The sequence below is a fragment of the Bacillus infantis genome, from assembly GCF_020171945.1.
GTDB lineage: Bacteria > Bacillota > Bacilli > Bacillales > Cytobacillaceae > Bacillus_AB > Bacillus_AB infantis_A.
Genome location: NZ_JAIVAP010000009.1, coordinates 118,118 through 132,205, shown reverse-complemented (window position 1 = coordinate 132,205; position 14,088 = coordinate 118,118). Strand labels below are relative to the sequence as shown.

17 protein-coding genes are annotated in these 14,088 nt (G+C 46.8%); 8 read left to right on the top strand and 9 right to left on the bottom strand.

The genetic code is table 11. The annotated features are described in order from the left end of the window. Positions 1-13: 13 nt before the first annotated feature. From LCM00_RS14135 to LCM00_RS14125, 3 genes are read left to right on the top strand one after another with little or no spacing between them, the layout of a single operon-like run. Positions 14-1,339: a polysaccharide biosynthesis protein gene (locus LCM00_RS14135; protein ID WP_224903137.1), complete on the top strand. Its 1,326-nt coding sequence runs from the start codon at positions 14-16 to the stop codon at positions 1,337-1,339. A 51-nt stretch (positions 1,340-1,390) separates the two neighbouring features. After that, the gene (locus tag LCM00_RS14130; RefSeq protein WP_224903135.1) at positions 1,391-1,828 is read left to right on the top strand and encodes a DUF1284 domain-containing protein; all 438 of its coding nucleotides are present in this window, start codon (positions 1,391-1,393) and stop codon (positions 1,826-1,828) included. Positions 1,829-1,877: 49 nt separating this feature from the next. Beyond that, the gene (locus LCM00_RS14125) at positions 1,878-2,444 is read left to right on the top strand and encodes an RNA polymerase sigma factor (RefSeq protein WP_224903133.1); all 567 of its coding nucleotides are present in this window, start codon (positions 1,878-1,880) and stop codon (positions 2,442-2,444) included. A 3-nt stretch (positions 2,445-2,447) separates the two neighbouring features. On the opposite strand, the gene LCM00_RS14120 is transcribed toward LCM00_RS14125, so the two are convergent. Together LCM00_RS14120 and LCM00_RS14115 are read right to left on the bottom strand one after the other, a co-directional pair. Then, positions 2,448-3,140, bottom strand: coding sequence for a TrkA C-terminal domain-containing protein (locus LCM00_RS14120; RefSeq protein ID WP_224903131.1), 693 nt, complete (start codon positions 3,138-3,140; stop codon positions 2,448-2,450). A 55-nt stretch (positions 3,141-3,195) separates the two neighbouring features. Continuing rightward, the gene (locus LCM00_RS14115; protein ID WP_224903129.1) at positions 3,196-3,462 is read right to left on the bottom strand and encodes a hypothetical protein; all 267 of its coding nucleotides are present in this window, start codon (positions 3,460-3,462) and stop codon (positions 3,196-3,198) included. 189 nt (positions 3,463-3,651) lie between these two features. Here LCM00_RS14115 and LCM00_RS14110 point away from each other — a divergent pair, with 189 nt between their 5' ends. Then, entirely contained in the window at positions 3,652-4,593 is a 942-nt protein-coding gene (locus LCM00_RS14110; RefSeq protein WP_224903126.1) for a magnesium transporter CorA family protein, read from the top strand. Positions 4,594-5,217: 624 nt separating this feature from the next. Here the strand turns inward: LCM00_RS14110 and LCM00_RS14105 are convergent. Beyond that, positions 5,218-6,159: an SDR family NAD(P)-dependent oxidoreductase gene (locus tag LCM00_RS14105; RefSeq protein ID WP_224903124.1), complete on the bottom strand. Its 942-nt coding sequence runs from the start codon at positions 6,157-6,159 to the stop codon at positions 5,218-5,220. Positions 6,160-6,236: 77 nt separating this feature from the next. After that, positions 6,237-6,824 carry a TetR/AcrR family transcriptional regulator gene (locus LCM00_RS14100; protein WP_224903122.1) on the bottom strand — a complete coding sequence of 196 codons (588 nt, stop codon included), beginning with the start codon at positions 6,822-6,824 and terminating at the stop codon, positions 6,237-6,239. Positions 6,825-7,024: 200 nt separating this feature from the next. On the opposite strand from LCM00_RS14100, the gene LCM00_RS14095 reads away from it, so the two are divergent. The 3 genes from LCM00_RS14095 to LCM00_RS14085 all read left to right on the top strand — a co-directional run bounded on the left by LCM00_RS14095 (position 7,025) and on the right by LCM00_RS14085 (position 9,229). Continuing rightward, positions 7,025-7,552, top strand: a complete 528-nt coding sequence (locus LCM00_RS14095; RefSeq protein ID WP_009792208.1) for an acyl-CoA thioesterase — start codon at positions 7,025-7,027, stop codon at positions 7,550-7,552. Between the two features lie 121 nt (positions 7,553-7,673). Then, a complete protein-coding gene (locus LCM00_RS14090; RefSeq protein ID WP_224903119.1) occupies positions 7,674-8,156 on the top strand; it encodes a DUF4367 domain-containing protein in 483 nt (160 codons plus the stop codon). Positions 8,157-8,356: 200 nt separating this feature from the next. Beyond that, positions 8,357-9,229, top strand: a complete 873-nt coding sequence (locus LCM00_RS14085) for a cation diffusion facilitator family transporter (protein WP_224903115.1) — start codon at positions 8,357-8,359, stop codon at positions 9,227-9,229. Positions 9,230-9,579: 350 nt separating this feature from the next. On the opposite strand, the gene LCM00_RS14080 is transcribed toward LCM00_RS14085, so the two are convergent. The 5 genes from LCM00_RS14080 to LCM00_RS14060 all read right to left on the bottom strand — a co-directional run bounded on the left by LCM00_RS14080 (position 9,580) and on the right by LCM00_RS14060 (position 13,468). Then, the gene (locus LCM00_RS14080) at positions 9,580-9,924 is read right to left on the bottom strand and encodes a DUF3243 domain-containing protein (RefSeq protein ID WP_101551771.1); all 345 of its coding nucleotides are present in this window, start codon (positions 9,922-9,924) and stop codon (positions 9,580-9,582) included. 73 nt (positions 9,925-9,997) lie between these two features. Further along, positions 9,998-10,729, bottom strand: coding sequence for a twin-arginine translocase subunit TatC (gene tatC, locus LCM00_RS14075; protein ID WP_224903111.1), 732 nt, complete (start codon positions 10,727-10,729; stop codon positions 9,998-10,000). A gap of 18 nt (positions 10,730-10,747) precedes the next feature. Then, a complete protein-coding gene (gene tatA / locus LCM00_RS14070; RefSeq protein WP_224903108.1) occupies positions 10,748-10,963 on the bottom strand; it encodes a twin-arginine translocase TatA/TatE family subunit in 216 nt (71 codons plus the stop codon). A 20-nt stretch (positions 10,964-10,983) separates the two neighbouring features. Next, positions 10,984-12,693 (bottom strand): GMC family oxidoreductase, encoded by a 1,710-nt coding sequence (locus LCM00_RS14065; RefSeq protein ID WP_224903105.1) that lies wholly within the window; start codon positions 12,691-12,693, stop codon positions 10,984-10,986. Positions 12,694-12,712: 19 nt separating this feature from the next. Beyond that, the gene (locus LCM00_RS14060; RefSeq protein ID WP_224903102.1) at positions 12,713-13,468 is read right to left on the bottom strand and encodes a gluconate 2-dehydrogenase subunit 3 family protein; all 756 of its coding nucleotides are present in this window, start codon (positions 13,466-13,468) and stop codon (positions 12,713-12,715) included. A 271-nt stretch (positions 13,469-13,739) separates the two neighbouring features. On the opposite strand from LCM00_RS14060, the gene cccB reads away from it, so the two are divergent. Continuing rightward, a complete protein-coding gene (cccB, locus tag LCM00_RS14055) occupies positions 13,740-14,069 on the top strand; it encodes a cytochrome c551 (RefSeq protein WP_224903099.1) in 330 nt (109 codons plus the stop codon). Positions 14,070-14,088: the final 19 nt, after the last annotated feature.

Sequence of the window (14,088 nt, the reverse complement as noted above, 5' to 3'; positions counted from 1 at the left end):
GAGAATCTGTACAATGAATTCGTTTTTGAAGGGAACACTCGTGCTGGTGATTGCCTCCTTTTTGGGGGAGTGCATAGAATTTCTGGTCAATATGGTGCTGGCACGGGAATTGGGCGAGCGGGGGCTTGGCATGTATATGTCCATTCTTCCGACGATATTCCTTGTGATGCTGCTTGCCAGCTTTGAGCTTCCTATTTCTGTTTCCAAATTCGTAGCGGAAAAAGAAGAAAAATACCATCGGAGCATGCTGGGCCATGCCATCAGGCTGACCATCGTTTTTTCCTCGGTGCTGTTTCTTGCCGCGATTGCCATTCTGCCATTTGTCCCGGTTTTCCAGCACTTCTCACCGCTGCTCAGATGGCTGGTCATCCTGCTGATCCCGATCATATCTTTTTCATCGATTGCGCGCGGATTTTTTATGGGGAAGAACCAAATGGGGAAAATTGCATACACCAGCCTTGTGCGGAAGCTGGTCCAGCTGCTGCTGCTTGTTTTTCTGTATCAGCTGTTTGATTTTAATACAGAAACAGCCATGCTGGTCGGCATCTGTACGTTCATCGGCAGTGAAATCGTTATATTCCTGTACCTGCTGCATGTATTTTTCATCCAATATCATCAATTAAAGGGGCGGCCCTCGGAAAGCCTGAAGGGGGCGGCGGTAAGGAAGAACCTGATGGCTGTGTCCATCCCGACGACGGCTCTGAGGGTATTCCATTCGATTACACATGCCATACAGCCTTTTTTGATAAAAGCTGCGCTTGTGCAGGCCGGCCTCAGCCAGGAAATGGCACTCGGGCAATTTGGGATGCTTACGGGAATCGCTATGGCCATCGGCTTTTTTCCTGCTTTTATTGCCCATTCGTTTTTGATCATGCTGATCCCGGCAGTGTCCAAGGCCCAGGCGCGCAATGAAACGGATGTGCTCATCGGGCTGCTGAAGCAGGTGATGCTGATTACAGCCATCTATGGCATTCCTGCAGCTGCTGCCATCTATTTCTTTGCTGAGCCGCTGACAGAAACGTTTTTCCATTCCTCGGATGCCGCTGTATATCTGATGCTGCTGTGCCCTTATTTCCTGCTCCACTATTTTGTCATTCCCATGCAGGCTTATCTGATCGGCCTCGGGCTGATGAAGGATGCTTTTGTCCATACCGTCTGGTCCACGCTCGTTTCGTTTTCGATCATGTATTTCCTCGGCGGGAGGCTTGGGATGGACGGCATTATCATCGGCATGAATACAGGGATTATGCTGCTGACATTCATGCACTACCTGACCATCTGCAAGAAGATCGGCATCACCTTTTGGACCCTGAAGGATGACAGGGCGGAGACTCTCTAAAAGGATTTTCCGGCTGAATGGAGAATTGGTAGATGTAAAGGAGAGATGGTAATGGATCGAACGCTTAGGGGCCACCATTTATTATGTGTACATGGTTTCCGGGGGATGGGCTATAGCCAGGGATTCGTGGAGAATATGGCAGAGATTGTAGAGGATATCCGGAATGACCGCAAGCAATTCCGCATCAAGGCAGTGGCTGATTTTGACAACGCCTGCCAGGCATGCCCGCATAAGGGAAAGGTGATTTGTGAGGCAAGCGAAGGGTCAAATGCGCATGTGCTGTCCATGGATGCAAAGGTGATCGAGCATCTTGGCATAGAGGAAAACAGGGAGTATGATAAGCATTTGCTGCTCAGCCTGACAGCCGCAAAGGTCCGTCCCGATGATTTGGATTATTTATGTGAAGGCTGCTCCTGGCTTCCCTATGGGGTATGTAAAGAAGGGATCTCCCTCCTGAGGGAAAAGTACAGGCTGGAGCCAACTTCATAATTTTTTCGTAAAAACTGTAGGGGGGCCATTCCCCATTTGCGTCTATTAGATGAAAACGCAAATGGGGAAAGGAGAAGAAAGCATGCTGCCCCAATATCAGGAAAACAAAAACGGCCACAGCCGTTTTGACCAGCTGATCAAGGAAAACGGACTCTTTATCTATAAATATATCTATTCGCTGATCCGCCACAAAGAGCAGGCAGAAGACCTTTATCAGGAGGTTCTGATCTCTGCCTTCCTCGCTTTTCCGGCCTTCAAGGAAGAAGCTAAATTCAGGAGCTGGCTGTACAGGATTGCCATCAATAAGTGCAGGGACTTCTGGAGAAAAGAGAAAAAGGAAAAAAGATTCTGGGAGGAAGAGGCTTACAAATATTCCATGGAAGCCGAAAAAAGTCCGGACCCTGAGGAGGAATTCCTCCATAAATCAGGCAGGGAGGAAATGGTGGAAACAATAAGCTCACTGCCAGATATGTACCGGGATCCTCTTCTGCTGTTCTACTACCATAATCGTACATTGATGGAAATCAGCGCTGAAGTGGATGTGCCCATGTCCACCGTAAAAACAAGAATGAAAAGAGGGAAAGAAAGGCTTAAAGCCAGGCTGGGCGGCGAGTAACGGTCAGCCTTCCTTCTTGACGTCCTTGCCCTCTGTCTCATCTCCGAATATCTTTTTAATGGTATCTTTGTCTCCATAAACGAAGACATCGTCCCCTTCCTGTATTTCAGTGGACAGGCATTCCTTCCGGATGGTAATTTCGCCCCTCCTCACATACAGGACAACCACATCATCCTTCTCAGGGTCTATGATTTCACTCAGCTTTTTGCCGGCGAACGGAGAATCTTCAAGAACCGGATATTTTAAAATATAATCGTCCTCATCCGTTAAAAGGACATCCTTCATAGGGAGATCAGTAAAGTCGTAATGCTCTTCCGCATCATGCTTTAGCCAATCTATGAATTTATTTTTGACTGGCGGTATTTTTAATATGAGGATGATCAAGAAAAGTGCTGCGGCAATATAACCGACTTCTTCAGTAAGGAATTCATCTGACAGAATGCTGCTTATGGTAGAGATAATGACGGCAAGGGAGAACGCCCCGAATAAAATCAGGAAGGCACTGATCTTCCTTCTTAATGGATGCTCAAGAATCAGCTCCGATTCCCCGGTTGTGAACCCGGTGCCGGTCATCATGGAGATGACCTGAAAGCGGGCGATCTGCTTATCAAGCCCTGTATAAATAAAGAGCAGGGCACTGATTTCGATGACCGCCAGTATGATAACGATATAGATGAAAATGAACAGATAGGCCATAATATCCCCCTAATTTCCTCTTGGACAAAAATAAGCCTGAAGGATAAAAATCGCTTCAGGCCTGCTCCTTCTCGTTGTAATAATTCACTGCGTACATGGATCCTTCATCCACCATTTTATTATCCTGGATATCATACGGGTCAGGATGACCGCCTTTTTCAACCGGTACCACCTGGTGGTTTTTCGCTCTGGAAGGCAGTACTTTGTTAGTTACATTCACTGTGAATGTCTGGATTCTCTTTCTGCTCTTCAAAGCCAGCAATAGGATGCTGCTGATGCCGACTCCTGCAAGGATATACGAATTCAATGGACGAGTATTCATAGTTAAAAGCTCCTCCTTAAAAATGATTTGATTTGGCTTGCTTTACATGTACCCTTTTGATTCCTGCTCAAACCTGGCCCGCAGCATCAGTATTTGGAGAAACTGGTAAAACCTTTATCTGCTTCCTTGCTAAATTGGTTTAAGGAAGCCTGTGAGCAGGGAAACAGGAAAAGAAAGGCGGGGGATAACATGAAGTATAAATTGAATGATAACAAATGGACTTGGCATAATTTCAATACAATAGATGAAGCATCGAATCTTAATGAGATACATTTTGAGAAAGCAATCAAGGAGTGGAGGGACTCATCAAGCGATACTGATACAAACTGCCTCCAGATGGATACATTGACGCCTGGCAGGGAGCATATCCGCGGCTCGCTGATCTACCAGCAGACGCTGGAGGACCAGAAGGATTATAATTTTTTTCATTTCTTCCTTACGCGTGAATTTTTAATCACCGTGAATTTTAAATTTGATGCCATTGATTCTGTCCGTGAGGATTCGCTCCTGAAGCATATGGACGATGCGGATAATGCTATTGAAGGATTCTTTGTCTTTTTGGGGCAGATACTGGACTCCAATTTAACGAAGATTGATGGATATGAGAAGAAGCTGAACGATCTTCTCTGGAAGGTCAAGCAAAGAAACAGCCTCAGTACTTTTGAGGAAATCTATGAATCCCGCCATGAGCTTCTTGTCTGGAAGAACCTCACTGTGCCTTTCCAGGAGCTGAAAATTGCGGCAGAAGAGGCATTTGGCGATTTTGCAGCAGAAGGAAGGCAATATCAGCGGACCGCCAAGAGGACGGACCGGGCCCTGATGCTGATCAGGGAATACCAGCAGGAAATCGCGACGCTTGTCCACATTGAGGAAGTCGTTTCCGCCCACAGGGGAAATGAAATCATGAAGACACTCACCGTGCTTACCACCCTCTTTACCCCGATAACCGCACTCGGGGCGATCTGGGGAATGAACTTTAAGCTGATGCCGGAGCTGGAGTGGAAATGGGGTTATTTATTCGCCATCGTCCTCATGATTGTCTCCACCATCGGCATCTATATGATTCTGCGCAGCAAAGGCTGGATGGGAGACATTCTTAAAGGGAGGAAAAAGAATTCGTTTTTTAAATAAGATGAGCCCTTGGCAGAGGAATGAGCCCTTTCAGGTAGACAGTAAAGATATGTCTTCCTGGAGGGTTTTTTTATTGACGTGATTTCTCTTGGGAAATGGAGGGTCTTGATGAATCGCTGGGGGCTCTGAATGTCTTTTTGGAGGATAGAGGGTTCTAGTTCGCTTGACTAGAACCCTCTGAATCACATTTTCGGGGATAGAGGGTTTTAGTTCGTTCGACTAGAACCCTCTGAATCACATTTTCGAGGACAGAGGGTCTTAGTTCGCTCGACTAGAACCCTCTGAATCTCTTTTTTTTAGGATAGGGGGTCTTAGTTCGCTAGACTAAAACCCTCTGAATCAGATTTTCGAGGATAGAGGGTCTTAGTTCGTTCAACTAGAACCCTCTGAATTACATTTTCGGAGATAGAGGGTCTTAGTTCGTTCGACTAGAACCCTCTGAATCACATTTTCGAGGATAGAGGGTCTTAGTTCGCTCAACTAAAACCCTGTGAATTACATTTTCGAAGACAAGGATTTAGATCGCGTAACTGGAACCCTCTAAATCTCATGATCTATCATCAGAAGTCCTCAGTTCACCCTGCAAAAATCAAAGTCTGCCAGCCAAGAGCAGCCATCTCCATATTATCGTGCAGCGGGCTGGGACTCGAGCTGCCGCAGTGCTGCGGTTATGCCCTCGCTATAAGGAGTCCTTGGAATAGGAGCAATCAGCCTTTCATATTTGGAGCCATCCAGAACAACGGGCGTTTCGTTCAGATACATCATTTCGGCGTATTCCCTCATGAAGGGGTCAAAGAGGCCGATGGACTGGATCATCCAGCGTGAAATGGGCCATAGCCTGACCTGCCTGCCGAAGTATCCGGTCAATACCGCTTCGATCTCTTTGCCGGTAATTGTGCCGGATCCGGGGATATTCCAGTCCTCGCCATATGCTTCCTCATGCAGCGCAAGCTCTGCCAGTGCTTCGGCGGCATCCTTAATATAGATAAATTCCCGTTCGAGATTAGTTTTGCCGAGAAAGCCTGCCTTGTTCTTGGCCATGGCCTGCTTCAACGTATAGTCAAGCAGGGTATTGCTTGTGTCAGGTCCATAGAAATCAGGAAAATGGGCAATGATATAGCGGGTCCCTGACTTCCGGATCTGTTCAAGCAGCTCCAGGCGGATTTTGCCTTTTTTCGTATGGGGATTCTTAACCGCAGACTCTTTGACCGGAGATGCTTGCCTGCCGTAAGCATAGATATTGTCTGTGTAGATGAAAGGCTTGTTCTGGATGCGGCATTCTTCGAGGATGTTCGTCATGATGATGGCCAGGCTGCCCCATTCCTGATAGGGGATATTGATGCTGTGAAAAACAAGGTCTGCCTGGGTAACGGCCTTCTTTACCTCGGTTCTATCCATAGCATCGCATGCGAGGATATCGGGCAGCATCCCCGGAATCCTGCGCAGTTTTTCCAGATTATCAAGCGATCTTGAAGCAGCAATGACATGAAAGCCCTTGTTAAGCAATGCTTCCGTGAGGGAATAGCCCATTCCGCCGGCAGCGCCTAATACTAATGCAGTTTTCATAATGATTCTCTCCCTTTATGTTATTGACCAGTGTTCAATTAATCGTTTTAAAAAAAGAAATGGATTCCATTTCTTTTTTATGATTTAGCTGCAGCCTCTAATCCGCCAATGATAAAACGCGCATGTGTGCGTGCAAGATTTTGTGTTTCCTCAAACTCAGCCTCTGAGCGGCTGAAGTGGGTGACAAAACCGTGCAGGCTGATAAAAGCGGACCAGATTTGCTGGGCTGCAGGAGGCTTTGGAAGAAGGACGGCAACCGCTTCGGCAAAGTGCCGGTAGCTTTCATAAGGAGCTTCCTGCATATAGCAGTCCAGTTCTTCATCACGGATCAGAAACATCACTTCATATTGCTTTTGATGGGTCAATCCGAAACGGATATAGCCGAGAAGGATCTCAAACAGCTTTTCTTCATTCGACAACCCCGTGCGGCCCATGATTTCCTTCAGAAGAGCATTTAATTTTTCGAACCCTTGCTCTGCTATGCCGTAGAAAAGCTCAGCTTTATTTTTAAAATGGTAATAAAGGGCGCCATGGCTGCAGTTCAGGGCCTGGGCCACCTTCCTCATTGAGGCGGAGCTGTAGCCTTGTGCCACAAAAAGTTCTCTTGCGGCGTCCAGGATCGCTTCTTTTGTCAGCTCAGACTGTGCAGATTTTCTTGGGGACATGATGATCACCTTTGCTGAATATAATTTATTGAACAGTGGTTAATTAAATTATATGCATTCAAAAAGGAATTTTCAACCATATTATTAAAGAGCAGCCAATTTTTAATAAAACTTCTCGCAAGAACAGGATTCCCGGGCCGCAAAAAAGGGAATCTGGTAAGATGGATACATAAGTTTATTTCTTGCAAAGGGGCATTATCATGGAAAATAAAAAATTTTGCCGGGAGTCTTTTGTAGTAAAAACGAGCATCGTGCTCCCGCCGGATACAAATAATTATGGTACTTTGTTTGGCGGCAGGCTGATGGCCTATATTGACGATGTCGCCGCTATTTCAGCCATGCGCCATGCCAGGATGAATGTGCTGACGGCTTCCACCGACTCTGTTGATTTCCTTCATCCGATCTATGAAAGCAATTCCGTCTGCCTGGAATCTTTCGTCACCTATACAGGGAGATCTTCAATGGAAATCTTCGTCAAGGTTATTGCCGAAGATCTGATTACAGGAGAGAGGAATGTCTGCGCCGTCTCATTCCTGACTTTTGTTGCAATAGATGATCAGGGCAAGCCGACTGCAGTGCCGCAGGTTGTCCCGGAAACAGAAGAAGAGAAAAGTCTTCATGAATCAGCCAAGGAGCGTCTCGAAATCCGCAAAAAGCGCCGGAAAGACAGCGAAGCGCGGGCAAATAAATACGGAGCAGACCTTCCCTGGCAGCGGGACAGGGGATGATTGTCACACGAAGGAGCAGCTGAGAAGGAGCTGCTTCTTTTTTTGCGGATATTAAAGCAAAAGGAAAAAGAAAAATGGTAGAATATAGGAAAAGTGATATATTGAAGGAGAGAATAGGAGCTTGAATAAACGGGGAATTTTAATTCTTGTTGTTCTTTTATTAGCAGCAGCGGGCGGCGGCTGGACGTATGCAAGGGGAAATATGCATGAATACGACTACACGCAGGAAACCACACAGCTAAAAAGGGAAAAGCTGCCGATGGAAATCAAGCTGCCTGAAAGAATGCCTTTCCCAGATATGAAAGTATGGGAAACCTATTCAGACGGTGTCGGCCAGGTGGATTTGACTTTTATGAATAAAAACAAAAACACCGTGGTGCTGGTCATTAAAAAAGAAGAATTTGAATATGGGAAAGATATTGAACAGGAAAAGGTCAGAATCGGAGAAGGTTTGGAAGGAGTATTTATTCCAGGTCATGACGATAAGAGGATCCTGTACTGGGAGGATGATGGGGTCCACTATCAGATTACATATATTCCATTATTGACGCCGAGCGAAGTCAGCAAAACTCAGATGATTAAGATGGCAGAGTCCTTTAAATGAGATATTTGATGAAACTGAAAATAGTGCAGTGAGAAGAGCCCCCAGTATATTGGCGGCTTTTTTTTCTGCACGCAGTTAATTTTCCTCCAGCCAACTTACTTGCTTGCTTCTTAATTAGTTAAGGGGACACAATAAGATTGCTCTAGACCCACCCGATTCCTGCCTGCTATTATAGTCAAGTGCTAAAAAGGAGGTCCGGGATGGAAGAACAAAAGTATAAGGATCTGAAGCTGGGGGAGCGCGGGGCCATCATAAGCATCATCGCTTACATATGCCTTTCGGTCCTTAAGCTCGCAGTAGGATATATAAGTGACTCGGCTGCCCTGAAGGCAGACGGTTTAAATAATACAACTGATATCATTGCATCTGTTGCGGTATTGATCGGCCTGAAAATATCACAGCGGCCGCCTGACCAGAATCATGGCTATGGCCATTGGAAGAGTGAGACGATCGCCTCCATGGTTGCTTCGTTCATCATGGCTGCTGTCGGGCTGCAGGTCCTGATAGAAGGTGCAGCTTCCATTTTTGATGGAGGGAAGGAAACGCCGCCTGATATCATCGCGGCCTATACTGGCATTTTTTCGGCAGCAGCCATGTACTTTGTCTACCGGTATAATAAGCGGCTTGCGGATAAAATTAAAAGCAAAGCCGTCATGGCGGCAGCAAAGGATAATCTATCAGATGCCTGGGTGAGTATCGGTACGGCCATAGGGATCTTTGGTTCACAATTGAAAATGCCCTGGCTTGATACCGTAACAGCCATCATTGTCGGGCTGCTGATCTGTAAGACCGCCTGGGATATATTCATACAGGCTTCACACGATCTTTCCGACGGATTTGATGAAAATCTGCTCCTCAAATACAGCGACGAAATCCTGAAAGTGCCCGGCGTTAAGGGCATTAAAGCAATCAAGGGAAGGAACTACGGCAATAATGAAGTATTGGATGTAGTCATCCTTGTCAATTCAACCCTTGATATCAGGGAAGCGCATGATATCGCCACACATGTGGAAAAAGCGCTGATGAAGGATCACGGGGTTTATGATGTCCATGTTCATGTGGAGCCTAATTGATGGGAGATAGGGGGCAGTTTAGACTGTCTCTTTTTTATCGAATTAAAGGAGAAAGACTAATTTAAGGCAACGTGAAAAAGGAGGTACGGAATTCTTCCGTATCTCCTTTTTGTATTGAAAAGTAAATTTTTGTAATGGGAATTTGCAAAAAAAGTTCAAAGACCTGTTGATTGCAGTGCAAGGCATGTAGACTCCTGGGGGAGATAGCGGAAGAGTTGAGACCCCGCAGTAGCTTGCTCCGAGGAGGCTCAGCGCCGCCCCGCGGAAAGCGAAGTGCCTGGAACGGAAATCAACAGCCCCATCCATAATATTATCCTAATCTTAAGCAGTCCCATCAATTTCCTGGTTTATCAAGCAGCCCCATCCGCAAATTTCAAAAGCAGATGTGACAGTTTCTCTTTTTCTTCCTCATTTCCGGCTTTCCATAATTCCTTCAGCAGTTTTTCTTCGCGGTTTTGCGGATCAACATTTTGAGCAAGATATTCTGCGATCTTTTTTGCTGTAGCGGCAAGCTGTTCTTCATTTAAACCAATCTTCTTGCCCAGCTCGATCCGCTCCGCCAAGTAGCCTCGGAACTCGTCGAAGCTGCTTAAAATATCCGCTGCTTTGTCTTCTGAGATTCTGCTGACAGTGTCCTCAATATTATTCTCGTTCAGTTCGCCATTCTCATTTACCATATGGTTTTGTTCGGACATTCCTGATCCCTCCGTGTGATGAAGTCTATGATTCTTCATTACCTCGCCCATGCGTCTTTTAAACTAGCAGGCATTAAACCTCTGTCGCCTGCAGTGCAGCTTCCTGCCTCAGTATTTTGCGGAATGAGAGCTTTGACAGCAGGATGCCGACTTCATACAATCCGATCAGCGGGATGAGGACAATCATCTGCGAAAACAGATCCGGCGGTGTGATCAAAGCGGAAACGACTGCCAGGATGAGGTAGGCATACTTTCGCATAGAGCTTAGCTGCTTTGGTGTAACGATATTGATGGTGGTCAGGAACATCAGCATCAGCGGCACCTCGAACAGGAAGCCGAAAGGAATGGTGGACATCATCATGAATGAAAAATATTCCCTCGCTGTAATCATCATGTCAAAATGATGATTGCCCAAATTGATCAGAAACCGGTAGACGGTAGGGAAAATGATGTAAAACCCGAATGCTATGCCCCCGGCGAAGCTTAAAAAGATGGCCGGGAGATACATGACGGTTGTTTTGCTTTCCTTTTCCGTCAATGCCGGCTTCACGAATATCCACAGCTGGTAGGCGATGAAAGGGAGGGAGAGGCCGAGGCTGATGCAGCCGGCAATCCCGGTGTACAGCCTCACCACATCCAGCGGCCCAAGCATGACCAGCTTATATTCCTGGGAAAGGAGGGGGAGCAGCTTGTTAATGAACACGAACGATAAGATAAAGCAGGATAGGAAAAAGATCAGCGATCGGATGATTGCTTTCCTGAGATCGGTTATATGTTCAACAAGTGTTTGCTCATCAGTTTTCATTTCAATCCCTCCCTGCTGTTAGAGCTGCTGGTTCTTATCCTTGGAAAGATCCGCTTTTTTTACAGAGTCTTCTTCTTCGTCATCATTCATCAGGCTGTTGGCCGATTTTTTGAATTCGGATAAAGTCTTCCCGAAGGCTGAGCCGATTTCAGGCAGTTTTTTCGGCCCAAAGATGATCAGGGTGATGACGAGAATGATGATTAAGCCGGGAATGCCGATATTAGTAAATCCCATTTCTTTTCACTCCTTTTCATTTATACAAGGGCGCCGCCTTGTTTGCTGTATTTGATGATGCCTTCTGCTGCACGGTAGGCAAAAGCGCCGACAGTGCCGGTAGGGTTGTAGCCGCCATTATGGGCAAAGGCAGATGCGCCGACTACAAAGACGTTCTCTGCATCCCACATCTGCAGATAATTATTCACTGCTGAAGTTTCCGGTTCAGCCCCCATGATCACACCGCCAGTGTTATGTGTGGTCTGATAAGGGACGATATCATAATGCTCAAGCGGGCTGCGGTCATTAACCAGGTTTGCGCCCATTTCCTTCATGATATTGTCGGTGATCTTGCCGATATAGTTATATAAATTCTTATCCTGCTGTGTAAAGTCATACGTCAGCCTCAAAAGCGGCAGGCCGAATGCATCTTTGTAGGATGGATCAAGATCAAGATAATTGTACTGAGTCGGCATGGATGCACCCTGAGTCCCGATACTCAGGTGGCGTGTATAATATTTAACAGACTGCTGCTTGAATTCTTTACCCCATCTTGGCGTATCCTGCGGCACCGGGTTTGTCTGGATCGGGCGCTTACCTGATTGATTCAGGGAAATGGAGCCGCCATGGATAAAGTCGACTTCAGAATGGTCGAAATTATCTCCGTTATAGTCATCGACAGAGGCACCTAGTGCACCTGCGCCCATGAATGTATTAAACTGCTCTTCATCAAAGAATCCAGTTGAGCCTGGCAGGATCTGATAGCAATAGTTTTTCCCGATAACGCCCTGTCCTGTTTCCGGGTTGTATGGCCTTCCGAGTTTAGATGACAGCAGCAGGCGTGAGTTATTCATCACATAGCTTGTCAGGACAACAATTTCAGCAGGCTGGATGAACTCTTCCTTTGTCAGCACATCCACATATTTGACACCTGTTGCCTTCGTTCCATCATGAAGGACCTCGGTTACATTGGAGTAGGTGCGGAGCTCGAAGTTTCCTGTATCCTTTGCATAAGGGATGACTGAAACCGTCGGATCCGCCTTTGCGCCATACTCGCAGCCGAACCGCTCACAGAAAGCGCAGTACTGGCAGGCTGCCATTTTGGCTCCATATTGGTTCTCATAAGCCTGGCTCATATTGGCAGACGGCATGTGGTAAGGCTTCATTCCCAGACTTTTAGCCGCATCCTTGAAGCGCTTTGTGAGAGGCGTCTCCTTCATTGGCGGGTTTGGATAAGGATTGGACCTCTTGCCGCCGAACGGATTTTCCTCGCCGCCGATGCCGGCAGTTTTTTCAAAAGTATCGTAATACGGTTCAAGTTCATCATAGGTGATGCCCCAATCCTGCACCTGGAGGCCTTTGATTTTGCTCTCGCCGTATTTTGCTACCGTTTGGGATTTAATTTCGAAATCATAAGGCAGGAACCGGTAGGTATGCCCGTTCCAGTGTACACCGGAACCGCCAAGCCCTTCCCCAAGCAGGAATGACCCGAGCTGGCGCATCGGCAATGCCCTTTCCTTGGCATTGTTGCGGAACGTCAGCGTTTCCTTGGATAAATCCTGCATTAATTCGTAGCGGATCGCGTAGCGCAGCTCATCATGGACCACATAATAGTCCTTGACGCCCCTTTCCTTGCCGCGTTCAAGCCCGACAACCTTCATGCCCTGCTTGGCGAGCTCGGCGGAAATGATGCCGCCTGCCCATCCGACTCCGACTACCACTACATCTGTTTTTGGTAAAGTTTTTGCCATGATATCCCCCGATTTCTATCTAGTTTGTATAAGAGTGAAGTGCTTTTGGATCGATTTCCATAAATTCATCTGATTCGATTTTGTCTATGTAGCTCATCTGATGCCCTGGGAAGTCCTTCATCTTCCAGCCTTCCATGCCGATGTTTCCGCTGTAAGCAGGATCCGCATAGACTCCTTCTATCGTTGCGGCCCTTAGCTGATTGAAAAAGGTCTTGGAAGACACTCCGCGGATTTTAACTTTATCAGCCTCAAAATCTTTCAAAATCTCATCCTGCTGATCTCCTTCCAGATCGGCGAAGCCCTTAGTGAACTTCTCCTGGCTGTAGGATTCAATCCGGTCAATCCCGGTATCAAACATTTCATTCCTCTTAAGAGGCGATTGATAGCCCTGGAAGTTGGAGCCTGGGAAAAATGGGCCTTGCATATACTCGCGGGCATTATTGCCCCACGCACCAGCCAGCTGATGGTCGATAAAAAAAGGAACCCCTAGTTCGATTGCGCCAGGACCGGTTTCGTCCTGTGGATAAATGCGCTCGACTGCCTGCTGCAGCACCTCGAATTTCTGTGGGTTCGTAAAATAAAGGGGTGCCTGCTGATGTGAATTGGACGAGCTGTGTCCTTCAGTGTTGGAGCTGGACGCCTGTTCAGAACCGTTCATCCTGGATCCTATCAGTCCGCCGAGCAGCCCGCCACCAACCAATCCACCTGCAACATAGCTGGAATTGCGTATAAATTTGCGTCTCGACATTTTTGAACCAGTCGATTGGTCAGCCATAATGGTGCCTCCTTCTTGAAAAAAATATATTAAATAGGAAAGAAAATACTCTATCAAGCTTCCACTCTTGTTTTTGGACTAAACATAGATTGCAGAATTCTTTTCTGAATTGAAACTTTAGTCCTAAGTAATTGGAATAGTAATTACATTTTTGGGAAAAGAAGTTCCGCAGTGCTTAAGCAAGGGAATCTCACCTTGAAAAATCAGGTTTAGTTTAAAAGTCAAAGTGGAACTGTTATATGTAATCAGCAGAAAGAAAGAGGGAGATAGAATGTTAAAAAGAGCGATGGTTGTTTCCGGACTTGTACTCAGCCTGGCAGCCTGCGGCGGCGGGGAAGAAGGCAGCGGCGGCGAAAGCAATGGAGGCGGCGGTGAGGTAGATACGGCAGCTGCAGAGGAAACCTTCCAGCAGAGCTGCGCATCCTGCCATGGCGGTGATCTCAGCGGCGGAGCCGGTCCTGCCCTGGAGAATGTCGGAAGTGATTTAAGTGAAGAAGAGATCCGCACCAAGATTGAAGAAGGCGGCGGCGGAATGCCGGCTAACCTGATTGAAGGCGAGAAGGCTGACAATGTTGCAGCTTGGCTGGCAGAGAAAAAATAATATAATATCCTGAAAAAAA

Bases quoted from the DNA above. Each gene is read 5' to 3' on its own strand.
- cccB (WP_224903099.1), top strand. From the start codon at position 13,740: ATGTTAAAAAGAGCGATGGTTGTTTCCGGACTTGTACTCAGCCTGGCA.
- LCM00_RS14130 (WP_224903135.1), top strand. From the start codon at position 1,391: ATGGATCGAACGCTTAGGGGCCACCATTTATTATGTGTACATGGTTTC.
- LCM00_RS14135 (WP_224903137.1), top strand. From the start codon at position 14: ATGAATTCGTTTTTGAAGGGAACACTCGTGCTGGTGATTGCCTCCTTT.
- LCM00_RS14095 (WP_009792208.1), top strand. From the start codon at position 7,025: ATGGAAAATAAAAAATTTTGCCGGGAGTCTTTTGTAGTAAAAACGAGC.
- tatA (WP_224903108.1), bottom strand. From the start codon at position 10,963: ATGGGATTTACTAATATCGGCATTCCCGGCTTAATCATCATTCTCGTC.
- LCM00_RS14060 (WP_224903102.1), bottom strand. From the start codon at position 13,468: ATGGCTGACCAATCGACTGGTTCAAAAATGTCGAGACGCAAATTTATA.
- LCM00_RS14065 (WP_224903105.1), bottom strand. From the start codon at position 12,693: ATGGCAAAAACTTTACCAAAAACAGATGTAGTGGTAGTCGGAGTCGGA.
- tatC (WP_224903111.1), bottom strand. From the start codon at position 10,729: ATGAAAACTGATGAGCAAACACTTGTTGAACATATAACCGATCTCAGG.
- LCM00_RS14115 (WP_224903129.1), bottom strand. From the start codon at position 3,462: ATGAATACTCGTCCATTGAATTCGTATATCCTTGCAGGAGTCGGCATC.
- LCM00_RS14125 (WP_224903133.1), top strand. From the start codon at position 1,878: ATGAAAACGCAAATGGGGAAAGGAGAAGAAAGCATGCTGCCCCAATAT.
- LCM00_RS14085 (WP_224903115.1), top strand. From the start codon at position 8,357: ATGGAAGAACAAAAGTATAAGGATCTGAAGCTGGGGGAGCGCGGGGCC.
- LCM00_RS14100 (WP_224903122.1), bottom strand. From the start codon at position 6,824: ATGTCCCCAAGAAAATCTGCACAGTCTGAGCTGACAAAAGAAGCGATC.
- LCM00_RS14105 (WP_224903124.1), bottom strand. From the start codon at position 6,159: ATGAAAACTGCATTAGTATTAGGCGCTGCCGGCGGAATGGGCTATTCC.
- LCM00_RS14110 (WP_224903126.1), top strand. From the start codon at position 3,652: ATGAAGTATAAATTGAATGATAACAAATGGACTTGGCATAATTTCAAT.
- LCM00_RS14120 (WP_224903131.1), bottom strand. From the start codon at position 3,140: ATGGCCTATCTGTTCATTTTCATCTATATCGTTATCATACTGGCGGTC.
- LCM00_RS14080 (WP_101551771.1), bottom strand. From the start codon at position 9,924: ATGTCCGAACAAAACCATATGGTAAATGAGAATGGCGAACTGAACGAG.